This window comes from Stenotrophomonas sp. YJH_SMC_130 (assembly GCF_059369035.1).
In genome coordinates this window covers 39002-60703 of sequence record NZ_JCAFSH010000014.1, presented here as the reverse complement: position 1 = coordinate 60703, position 21702 = coordinate 39002, and the positions used below count along the sequence as shown (strand labels likewise).

The following is a 21702-nucleotide window of genomic DNA, read 5'->3' as shown; positions in this document are numbered from 1 at the left end:
CCCGGCCGGCCACGGTCGCCCGAGGGGGCGATCTGGGCGCGCTCAGGCCTGGCGCAATGCAGCCACGCGCTGCGCCAGCTTCTTCGCCGAGATACCGGTGCGTGCCCCCAGCTCCTGCGCGAACAGCGATACCCGCAGTTCTTCCAGATCCCAGCGCAGCGCCTGCCATTGCGGGCGATCACGCAGGCCCTGCTGCTCGCCCGCCTCCAGCGCTTCCAGGAACGGATGCAGTTCCAGCATGCGCGCCTGGTCACGCGGCGGATCACGCTTGGCACGTTCGGTGCGCAGGATCATCGCCTTCAGGTAACGCGGGTACTGCGCCAGCGCGTCGGCCGGCGTGTCGCGCAGGAAGCCGGGGTGGATCAGCCCGGACAGCTGCGCTTCCATGTCGTCCAGGTTGCCGCGCGCCCAGCCCATCAGCGGCGCCTCCAGCATCGGCTTCAGCTCCGCCACCAGCGCCAGGATGGATTCGGCCAGCTTCAGCCGCGACATCGCCTCGCCAAACAGGGCCTTGGCGGCATGCTCGCGGCGCTGCTCGAAGGCCGCCGCATCACGGATGTCTTCCAGGCCCTCGGCCAGCACCGCGTTCATCGCTGCATCGACCAGGTCACCACGCAGGCGCTCCTGCGATTCGATCGCGGCATACAACAGGCCGGTCTTGGCACCGACCGGCAGCTGCTTGCGTGCCTGCTTCACCTTGTCGGCCAGGGCGATCTCCAGCAGGCGGCGCACGCCCAGCGGATGGGCGTCCTGCGCCTGCTGGCGGTCGGCGAAGATGCGCAGCGCCACGCTGTCGCCCTCGTCCAGCAGCGCCGGATAGGCCGGCACGCCGGCTTCACCGGGTACCTGCAGCGGAATCGGCGTGGCCGGGAACGTGCGCAGGCCGTCAGCCGCCATCTCGCGCCCGGCACGCGCGGCGAAGGCATCGCCAGCACGGCCACCGAATTTCGCGCGCAGCGCTTCCAGATCACGCGAGGTGGCCAGCACCTTGCCCTGTTCGTCGCGCAGCCGCAGGTTCATGTGCAGGTGTGGCTCGATCGAACCCGGCTCGAAATCCAGTGCGGTCACCGTCGCGCCGGTCGCACGTGACAGGAAGCGCGCCAGCTCACCGGTGATGGCATCCGCGCTGGGCTGCGGGAAGGCCTCGTAGAACGCGCGACCGAAGTCCGGCGCCGGCACGTAGTTGCGGCGCATCGCCTTGGGCAGGCTGCGGATCAGTGCCGAGGCCTTGTCGGCGACAAAGCCCGGCGCCAGCCAGCCCAGCTGCACCGGGTCCAACGCGTTGAGCAGGTGCAGTGGCACGTCCAGGGTGACGCCATCGTCGTCGGCCCCCGGTTCGAAGCGGTAGTGCAGCGCCAAGCGCGCCTGGCCCAGCGCCAGGTACTTCGGATAGCGCTCCTGTTCGCTGCCCTCACCGGGCAACAGGTCTGCCAACGACCAGTGCAGCGCCTTGCGCTGTTCCGGCGCCAGCCCTTTCCACCAGCTATCCAGTCCCGCCGCCGAGTGGATCTGCGGCGGCACCCGGTCCAGGTACCAGCGTGCCTGCCAGTCTTCGTCGGCAACGATGCCGGCGCGGCGCAGCTTGGCTTCTTCCTCGCGCGCGACCTCCAGCACTTTCTGGTTGTCGGCGACGAAACTGGCGCGGGTATTGATCTCGCCGGTCACCAGTGCCTGGCGCACGAAGATGTCATGCGCCTCGCCCGGCGCGATGCGGCCGTAATGGACCGGCTTCTTCGGTGCCAGCACCAGGCCGAACAGGCTGATCTGCTCAGACGCCAGCACCTGGCCCTGCGCGCGCGACCAGTGCGGGTCGAAGTGCTTGCGCAGCAGCAGGTGCGGCAGTTCGGCGATCACCCAGTCCGGCTCGATCGCGGCCAGGGTCATGCCCCATACCTTCTGCGTATCCAGCAGGTTGGCCACCAGCAGCCACGGCGGTGGCCGCTTTGCCAGCGCCGAACCGGGGAACGGCAGGAAGCGGCGCTGGCGTGGTGCCTGGAAATCGCCCTTCTCGGTGCGGTGGCCGATCTGCGTCGGCAGGCCCGCCACCAGTGCCCGGTGCAGGGTCTGGTAGGCAGCAGCGCGTACACGTTCGCTGAAGCCGCCGCCCACGGGCGCCTGTTCCTTCTGCGCGCGCACGGCCACCGGTGCCGGTGCGGCCTCGGCCTTGCCTTCGCGGGCCAGGCGCGCGGCACGATGCAACTGGCCGCGGGTGGCCTTTACTGCGGCCGCGTCATCACGCGCCGGTGCCGGCGCACTGCTGCCGGCCAGCAACGGTGCCATCGACGCCTCGCTGGCCTCTTCCTTCCAGCCCAGTTCCTCGCACAGCAGCCGCAGCTGGCGATGCAGCTCGCGCCACTCGCGCATGCGCAGGAAGCCGAGGAAATGACGTCCGCACCAGTCGCGCAGCTTGGACTGGGTCAGGTCTTCATGGGCCTGCCGGTAGGCATCCCACAGGCGCAGCACGCCGACGAACTCGGAGCGGCCATCGGCGAACTGCGCATGCGCGCTGTCGGCCGCACCACGCGCTTCCGGCGGGCGTTCGCGCGGGTCCTGGATGCCCAGGAACGAGGCAATCACCAGCATCGGCCGCAGGCAGCCGGCGGCCTGCGCGGCGACCAGCATGCGCGCCAGCTTCACGTCCACCGGCAGGCGCGCCATCTGCTTGCCGATGGTGGTCATGCGCCGCTCGGCATCGATCGCGCCCAGCTCGGTCAGCTGCTGCCAGCCATCGGCCACCGCCCGCTCGTCCGGTGCCTCCAGGAACGGGAACTCCTCGATGCGGCCCAGGCCCAGCTGCAGCATGCGCAGGATCACGCCGGCCAGGCTGGAGCGGCGGATTTCCGGATCGGTGAACTCCGGCCGCGCCTGGAAATCCGCCTCGGCATACAGGCGGTAGCAGATGCCTTCGGCGATACGACCGCAGCGACCCTTGCGCTGGTTGGCGCTGGCCTGCGAGATCGGCTCGATGTGCAGGCGATCCAGCTTGTTGCGCGGGCTGTAGCGCTTGACGCGGGCGAAGCCCGGATCGACCACGTAGCGGATGCGTGGCACCGTCAAAGAGGTCTCGGCCACGTTGGTGGCCAGCACGATGCGCCGGTTCGGCCCGGGGTTGAATACCCGGTCCTGGTCCTGGTTGGACAGGCGTGCGTACAGCGGCAGTACCTCGGTATTGCGGTACTTGCGCCGTTCCAGCGACTGGTGCGCATCGCGGATCTCGCGCTCGCCCGGCAGGAAGATCAGCACGTCGCCGCGTGCGTCCAGGCGGGTGATCTCGTCGATGGCCGACACGATGGCATCGTTGACGGTGCGCTCGCCCTGGTCTTCGCCCTCGCCTTCCAGCGCGCGGTAGCGCACTTCCACCGGGTAGGTACGGCCTTCGACGCTGATCACCGGCGCATTGTCGAAATGCTGGGCGAAGCGTTCGGTGTCGATGGTGGCCGAAGTGACGATCAGCTTCAGGTCCGGGCGCTTGCGCAGCAGCTGCTTCAGGTAGCCCAGCAGGAAGTCGATGTTGAGGCTGCGTTCGTGTGCCTCGTCGACGATGATCGTGTCGTAGTTCGACAACCAGCGGTCGCTGGCGATCTCCGCCAGCAGAATGCCGTCGGTCATGAACTTGATGCGGCTGTCGTCGCTGACCTTGTCATTGAAGCGCACCTGGTAGCCTACCAGCTGGCCCAGTTCGCTCTGCAGTTCCTGCGCCACGCGGCTGGCCACCGCACGTGCGGCGATCCGTCGCGGCTGGGTGCAGCCGATCATGCCGGCCTGGCCACGGCCTGCGGCCAGGCACAGTTTCGGCAGCTGGGTGGTCTTGCCCGAACCGGTTTCACCGGCGATCACCACCACCTGGTGGTCGCGGATCAGTTTGATGATCGCATCGGCTTCACGCGCAATCGGCAGCTGCGGGTCCAGAGTAATGGACGGCTGCTGTTGCGCCCGCACCTGCCGGCGCTGCACCGACGCCTGCAAGGCCTGCTCGAAAGTAGCGGCCAGTGCCGCATCCTGCGGCTTGGCCTGGCAACGCGAGAGCATTCCCAGCAAACGGCCCCGGTCGCGGCTCATGGCGCCGTCGATGGCGGCGCGCTGTCGGCGCAGGCGGGGCGATGGATTTTTATCGATAGAGTTCATCAATCGGTTCGTTCAAAACTTTGAAAGCGACCAGTCATCACGACCGGTTTATTGTGAAGGCCAACGATTCCACAAGGAGGAACCCCATGGCGAAGACCAAGAGCACGACCAAGGCCAAGACCGGCAAGCAGAAGCTTGCAGCGGCTGCACCGTCGGCACCGAACATCGATATCGGGATCACCCAGGGCGACCGCAAGAAGATCGCCGACGGTCTGTCGCGCTTCCAGGCCGACGCGTTCACGCTCTACCTGAAGACGCACAACTTCCACTGGAACGTGACCGGGTCGATGTTCAATTCGCTGCACACCATGTTCGAGACGCAGTACACCGAGCAGTGGGCGGCCTTGGACGACGTGGCCGAGCGCATCCGCGCGCTGGGCTTCAATGCCCCGGGCTCCTACCGGGAGTTCGCTGCGCTGACCTCGATCGCCGAGGAACCGGGCCTGACCGACAGTGCGGACTGGCGTGAAATGGTACGCCAGTTGGTGGTCGCCAACGAAGCGGTATGCCGTACGGCACGTGAAGTCCTGGACGTGGCGGCCAAAGGGGACGACGCCCCGACCGAGGATCTGATGACCCAGCGCCTGCAGACCCACGAGAAGTACGCCTGGATGCTGCGCTCCCTGCTCCAGTAAGAGTTGGGGGTGGTTCGGCAGGGCTGCGCCCTGCACCCGCAGAGGCAACTGCAACGGCAACGGCCGGAGCAAAAGCGGGTTTCCTGTGGGTTGGCGGGGTGGGTCCGGTTGCGGGGGACGCCGTGAATACGTCCATGTAGGCTCGGTCGCCGCATCCATGCGGCTCACGCCCCCGCAACCGGACCCACCCCGCCTTCGACAGATTTCCGCGATCTGCCGGCAAAGCCATTGGGGTCAGATCCGTTTTCCGCAGGAAAACGGGATCTGACCCCATTTTGTTTGTCGATATCTGACAGATGTGTCGACCAAGGTCGACACCCACCAACGGCCGCGGGAAACTGTCGAAGGTGGGGCGGTGTCTGATTGCGGGGTGTCAGCCGCATGGATGCGGCTGCCAAGCCTACAGGGACGTACTTGCGGCGTCCCCGCAATCCGACACCGCCCCACCAAACCACGAATCACCCCAGAGCCGGCTGTTGCCTTTGACGTTGCACTGGCTTGCAGCGGGTGCAGGGCGCAGCCCTGCCGAACCCCTACCCCTCGCTCCGGAGTAAACTAGCCGGATGGCTTCCCGTCCCGCGCACGACCTGCTTCAACGCGTCTTTGGTTACGACGATTTCCGTGGTCCGCAGCAGGACATCGTGGAGCATGTGGCTGCCGGTCACGACGCCCTGGTGCTGATGCCCACCGGCGGCGGCAAATCGCTGTGCTACCAGGTCCCGGCCCTGCTGCGTGACGGTTGCGGCATCGTCATCTCGCCGCTGATCGCACTGATGCAGGACCAGGTCGAAGCCCTGCGCCAGCTCGGCGTGCGCGCCGAGTACCTGAATTCAACCCTGGACGCCGAGACCGCCGGCCGCGTCGAGCGCGAGCTGCTCGCCGGCGAACTGGACATGCTGTATGTCGCCCCTGAGCGGCTGCTGACCGGGCGTTTCCTGTCGCTGCTGTCGCGCAGCCAGATCGCCCTGTTCGCCATCGACGAAGCACACTGCGTGTCGCAGTGGGGCCATGACTTCCGCCCCGAATATCGCCAGTTGACCGTGCTGCACGAGCGTTGGCCGCAGATCCCCCGGATCGCGCTGACCGCCACCGCCGACCCGCCGACCCAGCGCGAGATCGCCGAGCGCCTCGATCTGCAGGAAGCGCGCCATTTTGTCAGTTCCTTCGACCGCCCCAACATCCGCTACACCGTGGTGCAGAAGGACAACGCCCGCAAGCAGCTGACCGACTTCCTGCGCGGCCACCGTGGCGAGGCCGGCATCGTCTACTGCATGTCGCGGCGCAAGGTCGAGGAGACCGCTGAATTCCTCTGCGGCCAGGGCTTCAACGCTCTGCCTTACCACGCCGGCCTGCCGCCGGAAGTGCGCGCCAGCAACCAGCGCCGCTTCCTGCGCGAGGACGGCATCGTGATGTGTGCCACCATCGCCTTCGGCATGGGCATCGACAAGCCGGACGTGCGTTTCGTCGCGCATACCGACCTGCCCAAGTCGATGGAGGGCTACTACCAGGAAACCGGACGCGCAGGCCGCGATGGCGAAGCCGCCGAGGCCTGGCTGTGCTACGGCCTGGGTGATGTGGTACTGCTCAAGCAGATGATCGAGCAGTCCGAGGCGGGCGAAGAGCGCAAGCAGCTGGAGCGGGCCAAGCTCGACCATCTGCTGGGCTACTGCGAATCAATGCAGTGCCGCCGCCAGGTGCTGCTGGCCGGCTTCGGCGAAACCTACCCCCAACCGTGCGGCAACTGCGACAACTGCCTGACGCCACCGGCCTCGTGGGACGCGACCATACCGGCACAGAAGGCGCTGAGCTGCGTCTACCGCAGCGGCCAGCGCTTCGGTGTCGGCCACCTGATCGACATCCTGCGCGGCAGCGAGAACGAGAAGGTGAGGCAGCAGGGCCACGACAAGCTGAGCACTTATGCCATCGGCCGCGACCTGGATGCACGCACCTGGCGCAGCGTGTTCCGCCAGCTGGTCGCCGCCAGCCTGCTGGAAGTGGACAGCGAGGGCCACGGCGGCCTGCGCCTGACCGATGCCAGCCGCGACGTGCTGACCGGCCGCCGCCAGATCAGCATGCGCCGCGACCCGGCCAGCAGCAGCGGACGCGAGCGCAGTGCGCAGCGCACCGGCCTGTCGGTACTGCCGCAGGACCTGGCCCTGTTCAACGCGCTGCGCGGCCTGCGCGCCGAACTGGCCCGGGAACAGAACGTACCGGCGTTCGTGATCTTCCACGACAGCACCCTGCGCAACATCGCCGAGCGGCGCCCGACCAGCCTGGACGAACTGGCCCGGGTCGGCGGCATCGGCGGTACCAAGCTGAGCCGCTACGGCCCGCGCCTGGTCGAGATCGTGCGTGAAGAAGGGTAGTGCCGGGCCAACCGTGCGCTGGTACCCCTGTAGAGCCGAACCCACGCTCGGCTACCGTTCCCGCAGAAGCAGCCGAGCGTGGGCTCGGCTCTACATTGGTGCAGGTCCAACCTTGAACCGGCCATTCAGCCGGAAGTGCATCCGCAGCCGCTTGCGGCTAGATTAGCGCCATGTCCCTCGCCTCGACCCTGCTCCGTGTCGTGCTCATGCTCAGCCTGTTGCTCAACGGGCTGAACGCGGCCATGGCCCGTGGTCACGAAGAAATGGGGCGGATGGCCCACGCGGTAGCCGCCCTTGATGGCGGCGATGCCGACTGCCACCACCACGTCGGCACGCAGGCCGACCCGGCCCCGCAGGCCAAGGCCCCGGCCCACGACGCCCACTGCCAGATCAAGGACTGCGTGCGCAGCTGCGCCCAGCACCCGCTGCTGGTGGTGCAGCCGTTGCCGTTCATGGCCGGCCCGGCACTGTCGCTGGCCCCGCAGCCGATGCCGGCCACCGGCCGGCCGGCGCCGCCGCTGCCGCCGATCTCACGCCCTCCCATCGGCTGATTCCACACGCACCGTGCGCCCTGCGCACCGCAGCCGGCCGCCTGCCGGCGTCTTTACGTGTCTGGAGTCACCACCATGAATACCCGCATCCCCCGCGGTCCGGGCGCTGTGCCCATGCCGTCGCGCCGCCTGTTCGTACAGGGCCTGGCCGCCGGTGGCGTGGTTGCCGGCATCGCCGCTGTCGGCGTGCCGCAGCGCGCGCTCGCCGCCGCCACTGCCGCCCCACGCCTGGCCGGCGCCCCCGCCGTGCTCAGCGACACCCGCATCGAACTGGCCATCGGCGAATCGCTGGCCAACTTCACTGGCCGCACCCGTCCTGCGATCACCGTCAACGGCTCGCTGCCCGCACCGATCCTGCGCTGGCGTGAAGGCCAGACCGTGGATCTGTTCGTGCGCAACACCCTGGACCGCCACCCGACCTCGATCCACTGGCACGGCATCCTGCTGCCGGCCAACATGGACGGCGTGCCCGGCCTGAGCTTCAACGGCATCGGCCCCGGTGAGACCTACCACTACCACTTCGAGCTGAAGCAGTCGGGCACCTACTGGTACCACAGCCACTCGATGTTCCAGGAACAGGCCGGCCTGTACGGCGCGCTGATCATCGATCCCGCCGAGCCGGCGCCGTACCGGCACGACCGCGAGCACGTGATCATGCTGTCCGACTGGACCGACATGGACCCAGGCGCCCTGTTCCGCCGCATGAAGAAGCTGGCGGCGTACGACAACTACTACATGCGCACGCTGCCGGATTTCCTGCGTGACGTGAAGCGCGATGGCTGGTCGGCAGCGCTGTCCGACCGTGGCATGTGGGGCCGGATGCGGATGACGCCCACCGACCTGTCCGACGTCAATGCCAATACCTACACCTACCTGATGAACGGCACCGCCCCGGCCGGCAACTGGACCGGCCTGTTCCGCAGTGGCGAAAAGGTGCTGCTGCGCTTCATCAACGGTGGGTCGATGACCTACTTCGACGTGCGCATCCCCGGTCTGAAGATGACCGTGGTCGCTGCCGACGGCCAGTACATCCACCCGGTGAGCATCGATGAGTTCCGCATCGCGCCGGCCGAAACCTACGACGTGCTGGTGGAACCGACCGGGCAGGACGCGTTCACCATCTTCTGCCAGGACATGGGCCGCACCGGCTACGCCGCCGGCACGCTGGCGGTGCGCCACGGCCTGCAGGCGCCGATTCCCGAGCGCGACCCGCGCGTGCTGCTGACCATGGCCGACATGGGCCATGGCATGGGCAGTGGTGGCCATGGTGGCCACGACATGGCCGCGATGAAGGGCATGGAAGGCGGCTGCGGCGCCAGCATGGGCCACGGGGCACAGGCTGGCGCCGATACCGCCAGCAAGGCGCCAAAGCACCCGGCCAGCGAACGCAACAACCCGCTGGTGGACATGCAGAGCTCAGCCACCGAACCAAAGCTGGACGACCCCGGCATCGGCCTGCGCGACAACGGTCGCCAGGTACTCACCTACGGCGCGATGCGCAGCCTGTTCGAGGACCCCGATGGCCGCGAGCCGAGCCGCGAGATCGAATTGCACCTGACCGGCCATATGGAGAAGTTCTCCTGGTCATTCGATGGCATTCCGTTCGCCAGCGCCGAGCCGCTGCGACTGAACTACGGCGAGCGCATGCGCATCGTATTGGTCAACGACACCATGATGCAGCACCCGATCCACCTGCACGGCGTGTGGAGTGATCTGGAGAACGCGCAGGGCGAATTCCAGCTGCGCAAGCACACCATCGACATGCCACCCGGCACCCGCCGCAGTTACCGCGTGCGTGCCGATGCGCTCGGTCGCTGGGCCTACCACTGCCATCTGCTCTACCACATGGAAGCGGGCATGATGCGCGAAGTGAGGATCGAAGAATGAGCCGCTCACTGCTTTCCCCCAGCCTGCTGGCCCTGGGCCTGGCCGCGGCATGGCCGGTGTTCGCGCAGTCGCATGCCGGGCATGACATGGCCGCGATGGATCCGACCGCGAAAACCGCGAAGTCTGCCAAGGCGCCGGTCGAACAGGTCGATCATTCGAAGATGGACATGGGCGCGGCGGATCACGCCGGCATGGACCACTCCACGATGGACCACTCGAAGAGGGATCATTCACAGATGGACCACGAGGCGATGGGTCACGGCACGCCTGCACCGATCGAACCGCGCGAGCCGATCCCGGTTCCCACCGATGCCGACCGCGCTGCCGCATTCCCACCGATCGCGCACGGTGCGATGGAGCATGCACCGCAGATCAACAGCCTGCTGCTGATCGATCGCCTCGAACACTGGGACGGCAAGAACAGCACCGGCCAGGCCTGGGAGGCCACCGGCTGGATCGGTGGCAACATCAACCGCCTGTGGTTGCGCACCGATGGCGAACGCAGCCGCGGCCGCACGGAGTCGTCGTCACTGGAAGCACTGTATGGTCGCAGCGTATCGCCGTGGTGGGACGTGCTGGTCGGCGTGCGCCAGGACTTCCGGCCGGCCGACTCGCGCACCTGGGCGGCCATCGGCATCCAGGGCCTGGCGCCGTACAAGTTCGAGAGCTCGGCCACGCTGTACATGGGTTCTGGCGGCCAGCTGCTGGCCAAGGCCGAGGTCGAGTACGACGTACTGCTGACCAACCGCCTGATCCTGCAGCCGCTGCTGGAAGCCACCATCGCAGCCAAGGATGAACCGGAGTACGGCATTGGTCGCGGACTGAACAAGGTCGAAGCCGGGCTGCGCCTGCGTTATGAGTTCAGCCGCCGTTTCGCGCCGTACATCGGCATCAGCCACGAGCGCACGTTTGGCGACACCGCCGACTACGCCGGTGACCACGCGCGCGACACGCGTTGGGTGGCCGGCGTTCGCATGTGGTTCTGATCAGCGGATTGTGAGCAACCGCCAGCCCCGGCAAACGCCGGGGCCGGCTACACTGCGCCACGTTCCAATGCAGGCTCCGCCATGTCGCTGCAGATCCGCCGCGCCACCCTGGCCGATGTCGATGCGCTGTCGGCCATCGCCATCGCCACCTACAACGAAACCTGGGGCGACTCGTATCCGGCGCAGGAGCTGCAGGATTTCCTGCAGGCGCACTACAGCAGCGAACCGCAGCGCGCCGAACTGTCCGACCCGCGCAGCGCGATCTGGCTGCTGATGGACCGCGACAACGTGGTCGGCTACCTGGCTGCCGGTGCCAACACCCTGCCGCATGCCGAGGCCTGCGAAGGCGACATCGAACTGAAGCGCTTCTACATCCTGGCCGACTACCAGAACGGCGGCCACGGCGCGCGCCTGATGGACGCGTTCATGGCCTGGCTGGACCAGCCGCAGCGCCGCACCCTGTGGGTGGGCGTCTGGGAGGAGAACTTCGGCGCGCAGCGCTTCTACACGCGCTACGGCTGCAGCAAGGTCGGCGAGTACGACTTCATCGTCGGGGATACGCGCGACCGCGAGTTCATCCTGCGCCGGCCGTGATCATGCGGCCCCTGTAGAGTCGAGCCATGCTCGACTATTGGCGGCAACAGCCAGTCGAGCATGGCTCAACGCTACAAAGAGCGAAGCGCCTAGAAATCGAACAGCTCCGACAGGAAGCTCTCCTTCTTCTTTTTCTTGTAGCCGTGGCCACGGTTGTCCTCGTAGCGCTGGCCGAGGTGGCGGGTATCACGGTGCATCACTGGTGGCGGCGCGGACGCCGGCTGAGCCTGCACGGCTGGCGGCGGTACGGCCGCACCGGCACCGGCACGTTCGATGATCTTGTCCAGCTCGCCACGATCCAGCCAGACACCACGGCAGCCAGGGCAATAGTCGATTTCGATGCCATGGCGTTCGGCCATCTGCAGGGTCTGGGTCTTGCACACGGGGCACAGCATCGGCATTGCTCCTCTCGGTCTGGTTTCGACTTTACCTGTCCTGTGATGACTGTGCGGCAACACATGACCGATGGCACAGGGACTTCCGGCGCGTGCCAGCGTGCCCGGTCCCTTCCACACTGCATGCTGGTTCCGCAGGGAGTGCGTGCATGACCGTCCTGTCCCGCCTGCCCAGCGCCGCGCGCCTGCTGCTGGTGCTGCTCGGCGTCGGCGTTGGCCTGAATCTGCGCGATGTCGCTGCGGCCGCAGGCGCGCCGATTCCCGCCTTGCCCATGCCCTACGGCGGCAGCCTGCTGGACAACGCACTGGCCGTGCTGCTGGCACTGCTGCTGGCCGCACTGCTGCGCCCCCATGGGGTAGGCCTGATGGCCAGCCTGGGGCTGCGCGGCAACGGCTGGAGCGGCCCGATGTGGGTACTGCTGGCCAGCCTGCCCTGCTGGCTGGGCCTGGCGCTGCTGGGCACGCCCAACACCGCACTGACCACCCTGGATGCAACGATGCTCGCCGTGCTGTTCCCACTGGCCGAGGAACTGCTGTTCCGCGGCCTCGGCTTCGTGCTGCTGGTGAAGCTCATGCGTGGCCCGTGGTCCCTGCTTGCGCTGCCGCAGGCGCTGCTGTTCGGTTGGGTGCACTGGCTGGGCTTCGGCGGCTTCGACGGCGGCGGCACTGCCCTGTTCGTCGGCGCGGTCATCGCACTGGGCGGCTTCATCTTCGCTTGGCTCGACCATCTGGACGGCGACACCCTGTGGTGCGGCCTGGTGCTGCATGTATCGATGAACATGGCGTGGAACGCGTTCAGCCTCGACGACGCCGTCGCGCTGGGCTGGCAGGCCACCAGCCTGCGTATCGGCACCGCGCTGCTGGCGCTGGCGGTGCTGGCCTGGCAGGTGCGCCGCCGGCAGCAGCATCGGCTGTAACGCCCACTTAGCCTGCCGTGCACGCCGGGATCACCCCCGGCTTGCGCATACTTGCGCGCCTTTTGCTCCCCTGTTGTCCGGAGTTGCCGCGTCATGTTGCTGTCCAAGCGCTTTGTGGAACCGCGCGTCCTGCTGATCGAGGACGCCGAGGAAACCCAGGAACTCAGCCGCCTCGCCCTGGAAAGCCAGGCCTGCCAGGTCACCGCTGTCAGCAGTGCAGAGGCCGCGCTGGGCCTGCTCAACGCCGGCGAGCCGTTCGACCTGCTGTTCACCGACGTCTGCCTGGGCGGGATCAGCGGCATCGAAACCGCCAACCGCGTGCGCGAGCATCTGCCGCAGCTGCCGATCCTGGTCACCTCCGGCATGGACCAGCATCATGTGCTGCCGCAGCTGCGCGCCGGCATCCACTTCCTGCCCAAGCCGTACAGCATGAGCGAGCTGCTCGATGCCATCCGCCTGTGCTTCCGCCATGCAGCGGATGCCACGTTGATGCCGCCGCCGCAGGCCAGCGCGGCCTGAGGCAATCATTCACGCATGGCGTGGATTGAACCTGCAATCAACCGCTGCTGTACGGTCCGGTACCCGGGAACACCTTCAGCAGCGCGCGGGTGATCATGTCCGGATACACGGTGAAGTGATCCTCGTCATCGATCACCATGTTCTCCACCTTCAACGATCGCCCGCTGCTGCGCAGCTGCTCGGCGAATTCTGCGTTGTGGCGCAGCATGTCGTTGCGGGTGAAATAACGCGGCTCCGGCTTCACCGTCTCGAAGCTGCCGATCGACAGCACCACCGTGGTCGGCTGCGTGGGCGCCTTGGCCTCGGCCTGCATGCGCGGCACCCGATGGTTGTCGAACCACAGCGACGGGCTTGACAGGATGTAGCTGTGAAACATGTCCGGGCGCGTGGTCAGCACGTAGGCACCGAACAAGCCACCATAGGAATGACCGGCATAGGCGCGCCGCGCCGGATCGGTGCGGTAGCGCGCATCGATCATCGGCAGCACCTGCTCAGCGAGGAAATCGCGGTAGTGCGCCGCGCCGCCGTAGCTGACGTCGTCGCTGTAGTCACGCGGATCGGTGCGCGCCGGATCGCTGGGCGTATAATCGCGCGAGCGGCTCTGCTTGGACGTCAGGCCTTCCTGCGGCGGCAGCCCGACCAGGATGAAATCCTCCAGGTTGACACCCTTCTGGCCCACCAGGTTGCGCACGCTGCGCACCAGCGGGAAGCTGTACAGCGCGTCGGTCACGTACAGCACCGGATAGTGCTTTTCCGGATGTGCGGCGTAGTCGGCCGGCAACGCCACCCAGACCGGATAATCGCGGCCGATCGGATCGTGCACGCGCAGCGCTTCGGTATCCGGCAGCACCACGCCCGACACAGCGGCGGCCGGGCTCTCCTTCGCTTCACTCTGCGCTGCCGGCGGCGCCACCGACATCGCACAGCCACTCACGGCCAGGCAGGCCGCCACACTCCATCCACGCATACGCTGCATCCACAGGCTCCCATTGCGGGCGGCGCACCGGATGGCGCCGCTGCCGCATCCTTGCATGGTGCGCAACCCGCTGCCAGTGCGGTCAGGGCGAGGCCGGCGGCGCCGGGAACAGTGTGCGCAGCGCCTGCAGTGCGGCTGGATGATAGATCGTAGCGTGGGTTTCTTCCGGCAACGGCAGGTACTTCACCAGCGGCGACGGCGAAGCCTGCTGCAGCAACTCGGCCAGTCGTGCAGTGGATGCGGCCAGCTCCGGCTGCCCACTGCTGGCCAGGAACACGTGCGGCTGCGCACGCGTCACCGCAGGCAACTGCTTGGCCACTCCGGCCAGCATCGCGCCGCGGTTCCACCACAGGCTGGGATCCAGCGCGATGTAGCTGTTGAACAGCATCGGCTCCTGCAGCAGTGTTTCCACCACGAACAGGCCGGCCAGCGACTCGCCGATCAGTGCGCGCTCGTCGGTGGTCGGGTAGCGCTGGCGGACCTGCGGCATCAGTTCATCGCGCAGGAACGCGCGGTAGTCCGCCGAACCACCGATGCGCGGGGCGATCTTCTGGTCCTGCGGATCGCTGCTGGGGCCGGTCATGTCGCGGCGGCGCTCGGTGTTCTCGATGCCGACCAGCAGGAACGGGCGCATGCTGCCGTTGCCGGTCAGCACCTGCACCAGCCCAGCCACATGCAGGAAGTCCTCGCCGATGCCGCCGTCGGGCATGTAGAGCACCGGCAGCGGCGTTTTCGGGTCCAGGCCCCAGGGCTGCGGGCGGTAGACATTGATGCGGCGGGTTTCACCCAGCGCCTTCGATTCGATGGTGAAGGTTTCGCCGATCACCAGCGGGGTTGCGGCCGCTGATTGTGCGGACGGCGCCGGTTCGGCGGCCATCAACGGCGCGACGGAGACGGCGGACAACAACAGCGACAGCATGATCAAGCGCATGGGGTGACCCGTCCTGGGAAAGAGGCCGAGCATAGCGCCCAGCGGCAGGCATTGGCGGCTTCTGCACGCTCAGCATCCCTGCCAGATGCATAGATCCATGCCATGCGGGGGATAACCTCCCCGCGCGCAACCGGGTACGGCTCGGTTTCCCATGCGAATCGCAGCCGAGCATGGCTCGGCTCTACAACAGTTCAACCGTCGCGGATGGGACGGATCACTGTAGAGCCGAGCCCACGCTCGGCTCAGCCCACCGCGCAAACCGCAGCCGAGCATGGCTCGGCTCTACAACAGTTCAACCGTCGCGGATGGGACAGATCTCTGTAGAGCCGAGCCCACGCTCGGCTCAGCCCGCCGCGCAAATCGCAGCCGAGCATGGCTCGGCTCTACAACAGTTCAACCGTCGCGGATGGGACAGATCTCTGTAGAGCCGAGCCCACGCTCGGCTCAGCCCGCCGCGCAAACCGCAGCCGAGCATGACTCGGCTCTACAGCACCTTGGACGTCGCAGATGCACCGATTTTTGAGTGCGTTACCCGCTGTTCCGTACCACCGCGGCTGGCAAACGTGGCGCCCACTTTCCACGTCCCCCATCACGGCAAACGTGCCGTCAGCGGCAGTTACCGACATTGTCCAACGCGACCGGCCAAGCGCCTGAGCACATGCGTCGCGCCCTGTCGCTTGCTGCGTCGGCGCGGCCTGCGCCACCATCGTCGCGCGCCCGGATTCCGCATCGTTCCTCGGAAAATCCCTCATTGAGCTCCAGGCGCAGGCGTAAACACCATGCAGCGCCACCGACAACGGGTGGCAGCGGGCCTGCAAGCCCGTGATGACCGTAAGCATGTTGTTTGCGCTCACCCGCCGACACTGTCTTTGGACCGTGTCGGTGGGTGATCCGCCGGCCTTCATGGCGGGCGCTGCGTGGGGGTCTTCGGACCCGCCGGTTACTGCGTGATGTCATTCCGGCTTGCAGCCACGCATCGCCCGCCACCCGCCCTGCGCGGTGGCACGCCCACTCCAGAGCCGAGGAAGCCGAGATGACCGACCGTCCGCCCCATGCTTCATACACCGCCAGCACCCACGATGACGACGACAACCCTTCCCCCGAACTGAGCACGTTTCTGGGCTGCCTCAAGCGCATCCGCGCGGGCGAAGGCGCCGATGGCCTGCCCTGGCCTGAAACCAGCGTTTCAACAGGGCGCGGGGTTGCCCTGTCGCGGGTGGAACGGGCCGCCATCGGCATGCTGACCGTGGCGGAAATGCTGCACGCCGCCGACCGCTGCCGGGCCATGGCCACGCCGGACCGGCATCTGGATGCCTGCGTGGTTGAAGGGCTGTTCTTTGCCTGCCGCAGTCTGGCCGAGCTGGTGTGCCGGGACGTGCGGCCGGAGTAGGCGCCGCTCTGCAACGAATCGACCGATGCTCGCCAGACCGGCTGCATCCGTACTGCGCGCCGATTGTCTGCGCGGCAACATTCAGCCCGGCGTGTCCGTTGGCGCTGTCCAACTTGTCTGTACAGCAGGCCTGTGCTGCAGAGCATCCCGGCAGCCTCCTTGTCTCGCTGGAACAGGAGCGCAGTCGACAGCCCGAATTCGGTGCCAACCGAGTCGCTGGTGCCCATCTCCGCATGCTCTTGACTGCCGCGTAGCAGGACATTCTGGCGCATTCATGCTGATCAGAATCTGCTCCGTCGGAAAATATCGCCATCCTCGCCACGGGGAATGAGAACCCGGACGCAAATCCGCGACAGGCGTCCGCATATTCTCAATACTCTTTCAAGAAACTGAGTGGCACGAATTCAATCCGTCCTCACAAGGAAGTTCAGATGAAATGGAAATCTCTCGCGTCCGTTGCAGCGCTCGTCATTGCCTCGGGAAATCTCTCCGCGCAGATGCCTCCCGCCAATTCGGATGCCGAAAAGGAAATGGAGACACTCGTTCATGCCTACACTGCAAAGCATCCTGAAGTTTCGGTGGACGCGGCGATTACACGCTTGGCAGTCCAAGGAGAACTCAATGAGACTTTCGAAAGTCTCAGCGCCGAGTTCGCGGACCGCCTGTCAGCAATATCACTGAGGCATACCCCCGATCAGCACATCCTGGTGGAGCTGACCGGAAACAGCCCAGTGCCCGATCGGTTGATCGGGACAGACAGCGGGACCACGCGCGTCACCTTCGAAACCGGCAACGTTCACACCGAGCGGGAGTTCTACCAGATACTCGAACGCCATACGCCACTGATCTACAGCCTGATCCCTGGGGTTACCGGCATCTCCGGCTTCCCGGGCGACAACCGCGTCGTGATACTGATTGAGGGAAACGCTGCACTTGCCAATAGTCTGAGGACGAACGTACGCAAGCTTGAGCGCGTCACAGGCTTCCAGATCATTCTTGAGGCGGACAATCCCAGATCGCGGAATGCCGCGTACGTGGTAGGCGGCGCGGTGCTTCAAAGCAACAATTCCTACTGCACGAGCGGCTTTCCTGTGAAGCACACCGCTACCGGGCAAAGGGGCATCACCACAGCCGGTCATTGTCCAAACGACTTCATCTACGGAAACTACGCCACTGGAACGGACAAGTACACGCTACCACTCACCTACGTCGACGGCATCGAGGATGCCAGTCACGATGTGCAATGGCATACGGTGGGCTCCCACACGACATTGAGAGAGGTCTATGGCACCTCCACGTCCGACTACAGCAGGCGGTCGATCATGTACATGTGGACCAACGCAAAGGTCGGCCAGGAGATGTGCTTCCGTGGAGTAAGAAGCGGCTACGGTTGTGGAGATGTGGTGGATATCAAGCACAACCCCGGCATCGCCTTCGGCCCCGGCGAGAACCTCCCCTGTGCCAATGCCTGGATACGAATCACAGGCAATCAGCTGGCGTGCGGAGAAGGTGACAGTGGCGCGGCCATCTTCCAGGGAAACAATGGGTACGGAATCGTGTCCAAGGCCAACTCCACTACCCCGTTGAAGGGCGATTGCAAGGGAGTTACTGCAATGCCATGGGGGGCGATCTCGGTGCTCGGCCCCGAATAGGGTTAACGGCCCCTCCTCGGCGCTTGATCGCGGATTCCCGGCAGAGGATTACATCACTGCCGGGATCCATCGCCATTCGCCTTGCAAGGGCGGCCTCCGTCCCGCATCGAAGTGTTCATGCTACGGTCGCATTGATCCTGCGAAAAGATCGGCGATTGCGGAAAAGAAGAGGGCTCCGGATCGCTCCGAGACCCTCGTCTCGCAATGGTGGGCCGTGAAGGATTCGAACCTTCGACCAGAAGATTAAAAGATGGCTAGGCCATCGTTTAGGATCAGTAGCCTACATCCGCGCTCTTTCCCGGCCGCATTCCGTGAAACGCCTGCGGTTGCTTATGGTCCGACTGAATTCTCCCGTCCTGGATCTCGCTGATCTGGCCGACACTCGCCCCCCCAATCTGGAACCAATCTTCATGGTCTATTTTTCTGCTGATCAAGATGACACAACCTCGATGAAGATCTATCGCGGCATGACCTCGCATCAGTGGGAGACTCGGCAAGGTGTTGCGCGAAAGGGCGAGGAACGCGAGGCACAGTTTCATGCAGGAGACACTCGGGTCTTTGCAGGAGACACTGACATCTACGTCGGCAGGTGCGTTCAGAACGCTCTGACCTTCACTGCGATGGACTCTTCCGGCTACAGGCACAGTTGGCTGAGCTTCACCAAAGACAAGTCCGTCGCTGCGTTCTTCGCGCTGAATGAGCTGGACGAGTTAGGTTCAGACCATGGAGTTGTTGTCGAGACGACCCTGGAAGCGCTTCGGGAACTTGGAATAGCCTGCGCGCAGAACGACATTCGAGTTCCATGGGAGCAAGAGATCAGCGTGGATCTCTACGACTCCCCCTACTTCCCGGAGTCAGCAATCATCCAAGTGCATCACGTGCCTTACTCGGAGCTCTGGAAGGTCGCATCGGACCTCCAGAGTCGCTGGGGAGGGACGGGAGCCTACACCCGGCATGCTTTCAGCTTATGACGGTCAGTGGCAAGGAAAAAGATCTGGTAACCACTCCGCTAGCGGTCTCGAGGTCTTTGTCCGCGCCTGCGACCGTCGCTTCCAGCATGCATCAGAACGAGGACAGGGTCTGCGAATCCCCAGCAAGTCATTAAAGCGTTAGGAATAGTTTGAAACTCTCCATTGCACCGCAGGGATCGCTGATCTGCACCACCTAGACTTCGCTTCCCAAAGGTGGCGTAGAGGCCAGGTCGATGCAGACAGGTACCTCCATATTGAATCCCAGCGTTGTTGCCAACGCGGAGAAGCTGCAGTCAGAGTTCCGATGCGGAGTCCCGTTCCCCCACCTGGTCATCGATGACTTCCTCGACCTGGACTTCGCGGAACTTCTCTCCGAGCAATTCCCGCCCTTTGATTGCGGCAACTCCATGGGAGACGACGGAACACCTGGCGGGAAGTCCACCGTCGAGGCCGTGCGCTCTCTGGGCGCCGCCTATCGTCAACTCGACGATTGCATCAGGAGCCCCGAGTTTCTGTTGCTGCTATCGAGGCTGACCGGGATTGACGGTCTGATCTACGATCCGTGGTACCTCGGCGGTGGAACCCATGAAAGCAGAGACGGGACCAGCCTCGACCCGCACATCGATGCCAATTTCCACCCCGTCGAACCCTGGCACCGTCGTCTCAACGTCGTCCTCTATCTGAATCCGTCCTGGGAAGCGGAATGGGGTGGCTCGTTTGAGCTGTTCCGTGATCCCTGGACCACGTCAAACGCCGAGAGGCAAGTGCCGCCAACGTTCAATCGTTGCGCGATCTTCGCGACCTCCGAACACTCCTGGCATGGCTTCAGCCAGGTTCGTCTACCGGCAGCACACGCTCAGCGCACCCGGCGATCGATTGCGCTCTTCTTCTACACCGAGGTTCGACCTGCCGCAGAAACGGTGGAGCGGCACACGGTTCACTACGTCAAGCGCCAGCTACCAGATTACTTCACCACGGGCTACGTGCTGAGCGCGCACGACGTCGCATGGGCCAAGGACGTGATCGCGCAACGCGATGCCCATATCCGGCAGCTCTATTCCGAGAATGCCGCCCTACGCAACGCCCAGGACTCTGGCCTGGGGGGCACGCTTCTCTACTGGGCAAAGCGAGCCTTCCTTCGTCTGCGCCACGCGCGGTAGCACCGGAAGTACCGAAGGCTCCTTCGCATCGCCCGCACCCGGCCGGGCCGGGAGGCAGCCTACTCCCCTGCCATCCAACTGAATGGCAGAACCACAGCGGTCCTGGCCAGCCTGTTGGCGCGCACCGCTTGGCGGTACTTGGTCAATGCAGCCACGTCGGAGCGGAGCCTTGCTTGATGCCGGGCAACCCACAGCTCCGCACCGGCCTGCCCCTGCTCAAAACTGCTGCAGCTCCGGGCAGAGCTGCCCGGACCATATCGGTGACGGTCGAGCGAAGCGAACCACGAGCCGTCGTCCACCCGTTGGGACATGCTGACGATCCACACGCCATCATAGGAAATGACGGTCTGCGGCTCCTCAGGCTTGCTGGCCGAGCGCGTTGTCCCAGAAGCCGTCGGGAAGTGCCATGACGTGCAGGATACGGCTGGCCGTCGCAGGGACTGGGATCACACAGCCAGGCAACGCAGGTAAGCGAGAGGGAAAGAGAGGAAGCGCGTGAGCGGATAGAGAGATGGGTACCCCGCCCTTATAGAGGGAAATTTTCAGATGCCCATCGGGAAGAGGCAATTTCTGTAACGCCCCAGCGAAAAGCACCAAATACCGTTCAAATTCATATAGTTATGAATCAGCTCCACTGGCAACTAATGAGCAATCAAACTGCAATCAGATTACTAAGAGACAGGGCAATCTTCCTCCTGAAATTTTTCTTTATGAATCAATAACATTGCATCAGCGCCCCGCACCGATTATCGGCACATTGCCTTCCCAAGCAACCTCAAATCCTTCTTCTAATTCAACGACATAGGTCGGCTCCAGCGAGATGGCCCAACAGATTGCCTGTTTCCGGTGGGCACATGAAGAATTCCGGCCGCTCATCAGCGACAGACCAGCAGTGCCCTGGCCGCACCAAAGCTGCCCGAGCGCAGGGATCTGCAGGCGGCGAACCATGCTGCCCATGGAACAGGAGCCCACGTAGGGCAGGACTTTCGGCAAGTTGCAGGGGCTGCAGGGAAACCGCCCTATCAAGCCCGCAGGCATGGCGGGGAGACGAGTGCGCGCGCGGGGCATTGAGCATCGCCTGACAAACCGCAGCTGGTTTCGGCGATCTTTGACTTCGTTGATGCGAATTCGTGTCGTACTCGTCCCACATCTACACACAGACCAGCAATGCCCCCTCCGGTCAGCCCAGCTCGCGTAGCCGCATATTCCGTGGCCTCCGGGAATCCCCATCCCTCATCTTTGGGCACTCAAGTTGCGGCCCGTCTCGCCGATACCTCACGCTCAGGGGGAATCCACAAATCTATTGAGGAAGGTGTGTATGTCTGATGGTCTCTCGTTGGGAATTTGGACCGGCATTGGTGCCGCCGGTGGCATCGCCGTTGCGCTCATCGGGGCCGGGCTGCGCCGGTTCGCCGGCTATATGAATGCCGAGGAGGTCAAGCCGCGCCCGCTCATGGCCTGGTGCATCATGTTGGCTATCGTCGGTGCTGTAGCAGGCACGGTGTGGCAGAGCATCGGGTTCGCAGAGTGCCGCGACGCGGGCTACAAGGTGGCAGAGTGCCTGTTGCCCTTACTGCGGCGGGACTGAGCAGTTGGCGTGCCCCACAGGCGGCAATCTCCCGGTGCATCAGACATAAGAAACCCCTG

General features: G+C 65.1%; 18 protein-coding genes. 13 read left to right on the top strand and 5 right to left on the bottom strand.

The window, feature by feature from the left end; translation table 11 throughout:
- Positions 1-42: 42 nt before the first annotated feature.
- Positions 43-4125, bottom strand: coding sequence for an ATP-dependent RNA helicase HrpA (gene hrpA / locus AC5P5V_RS14595; protein WP_134968967.1), 4083 nt, complete (start codon positions 4123-4125; stop codon positions 43-45).
- An 86-nt stretch (positions 4126-4211) separates the two neighbouring features.
- On the opposite strand from hrpA, the gene AC5P5V_RS14590 reads away from it, so the two are divergent.
- The 6 genes from AC5P5V_RS14590 (at position 4212) to AC5P5V_RS14565 (ending at position 11144) form a co-directional block, all read left to right on the top strand.
- Complete coding sequence (locus AC5P5V_RS14590) at positions 4212-4760, top strand: Dps family protein (protein ID WP_006439098.1); 549 nt, start codon at positions 4212-4214, stop codon at positions 4758-4760.
- A 563-nt stretch (positions 4761-5323) separates the two neighbouring features.
- Positions 5324-7126, top strand: a complete 1803-nt coding sequence (recQ, locus tag AC5P5V_RS14585; RefSeq protein ID WP_134969486.1) for a DNA helicase RecQ — start codon at positions 5324-5326, stop codon at positions 7124-7126.
- Between the two features lie 170 nt (positions 7127-7296).
- On the top strand, positions 7297-7677 hold the full coding sequence (locus AC5P5V_RS14580; protein ID WP_231352260.1) for a CopL family metal-binding regulatory protein: 381 nt from the start codon (positions 7297-7299) through the stop codon (positions 7675-7677).
- Between the two features lie 75 nt (positions 7678-7752).
- A complete protein-coding gene (locus AC5P5V_RS14575) occupies positions 7753-9564 on the top strand; it encodes a copper resistance system multicopper oxidase (protein ID WP_061480341.1) in 1812 nt (603 codons plus the stop codon).
- Entirely contained in the window at positions 9561-10550 is a 990-nt protein-coding gene (locus AC5P5V_RS14570) for a copper resistance protein B (RefSeq protein WP_134968742.1), read from the top strand. The genes AC5P5V_RS14575 and AC5P5V_RS14570 overlap by 4 nt, the downstream gene beginning before the upstream one ends.
- Positions 10551-10631: 81 nt before the next feature.
- The gene (locus AC5P5V_RS14565; RefSeq protein WP_134968743.1) at positions 10632-11144 is read left to right on the top strand and encodes a GNAT family N-acetyltransferase; all 513 of its coding nucleotides are present in this window, start codon (positions 10632-10634) and stop codon (positions 11142-11144) included.
- Positions 11145-11233: 89 nt separating this feature from the next.
- Here the strand turns inward: AC5P5V_RS14565 and AC5P5V_RS14560 are convergent, their stop codons facing one another.
- The gene (locus AC5P5V_RS14560; RefSeq protein ID WP_134968744.1) at positions 11234-11539 is read right to left on the bottom strand and encodes a TFIIB-type zinc ribbon-containing protein; all 306 of its coding nucleotides are present in this window, start codon (positions 11537-11539) and stop codon (positions 11234-11236) included.
- A 149-nt stretch (positions 11540-11688) separates the two neighbouring features.
- Between AC5P5V_RS14560 and AC5P5V_RS14555 the strand changes: the two genes are divergently transcribed.
- On the top strand, positions 11689-12456 hold the full coding sequence (locus tag AC5P5V_RS14555) for a CPBP family intramembrane glutamic endopeptidase (protein ID WP_134968745.1): 768 nt from the start codon (positions 11689-11691) through the stop codon (positions 12454-12456).
- A gap of 93 nt (positions 12457-12549) precedes the next feature.
- On the top strand, positions 12550-12975 hold the full coding sequence (locus AC5P5V_RS14550) for a response regulator (RefSeq protein WP_061480336.1): 426 nt from the start codon (positions 12550-12552) through the stop codon (positions 12973-12975).
- 37 nt (positions 12976-13012) lie between these two features.
- On the opposite strand, the gene AC5P5V_RS14545 is transcribed toward AC5P5V_RS14550, so the two are convergent.
- Positions 13013-13951 carry an alpha/beta hydrolase gene (locus tag AC5P5V_RS14545; protein ID WP_134968746.1) on the bottom strand — a complete coding sequence of 313 codons (939 nt, stop codon included), beginning with the start codon at positions 13949-13951 and terminating at the stop codon, positions 13013-13015.
- Positions 13952-14033: 82 nt separating this feature from the next.
- Positions 14034-14882, bottom strand: coding sequence for an alpha/beta hydrolase (locus AC5P5V_RS14540; protein ID WP_134968747.1), 849 nt, complete (start codon positions 14880-14882; stop codon positions 14034-14036).
- Between the two features lie 1033 nt (positions 14883-15915).
- Here AC5P5V_RS14540 and AC5P5V_RS14535 point away from each other — a divergent pair.
- The 4 genes from AC5P5V_RS14535 (at position 15916) to AC5P5V_RS14520 (ending at position 20055) form a co-directional block, all read left to right on the top strand.
- Positions 15916-16272 (top strand): hypothetical protein, encoded by a 357-nt coding sequence (locus AC5P5V_RS14535; RefSeq protein WP_134968748.1) that lies wholly within the window; start codon positions 15916-15918, stop codon positions 16270-16272.
- Between the two features lie 431 nt (positions 16273-16703).
- Entirely contained in the window at positions 16704-17924 is a 1221-nt protein-coding gene (locus tag AC5P5V_RS14530; RefSeq protein ID WP_134968749.1) for a chymotrypsin family serine protease, read from the top strand.
- Between the two features lie 410 nt (positions 17925-18334).
- Positions 18335-18895 carry a hypothetical protein gene (locus AC5P5V_RS14525; RefSeq protein ID WP_134968750.1) on the top strand — a complete coding sequence of 187 codons (561 nt, stop codon included), beginning with the start codon at positions 18335-18337 and terminating at the stop codon, positions 18893-18895.
- Positions 18896-19128: 233 nt separating this feature from the next.
- Positions 19129-20055, top strand: a complete 927-nt coding sequence (locus AC5P5V_RS14520) for a 2OG-Fe(II) oxygenase (protein WP_134968751.1) — start codon at positions 19129-19131, stop codon at positions 20053-20055.
- A 729-nt stretch (positions 20056-20784) separates the two neighbouring features.
- Here the strand turns inward: AC5P5V_RS14520 and AC5P5V_RS14515 are convergent.
- Positions 20785-21048: a hypothetical protein gene (locus AC5P5V_RS14515; protein WP_134968752.1), complete on the bottom strand. Its 264-nt coding sequence runs from the start codon at positions 21046-21048 to the stop codon at positions 20785-20787.
- A gap of 325 nt (positions 21049-21373) precedes the next feature.
- Here AC5P5V_RS14515 and AC5P5V_RS14510 point away from each other — a divergent pair, with 325 nt between their 5' ends.
- Positions 21374-21643 (top strand): hypothetical protein, encoded by a 270-nt coding sequence (locus tag AC5P5V_RS14510; RefSeq protein WP_134968753.1) that lies wholly within the window; start codon positions 21374-21376, stop codon positions 21641-21643.
- Positions 21644-21702 lie beyond the last annotated feature (59 nt).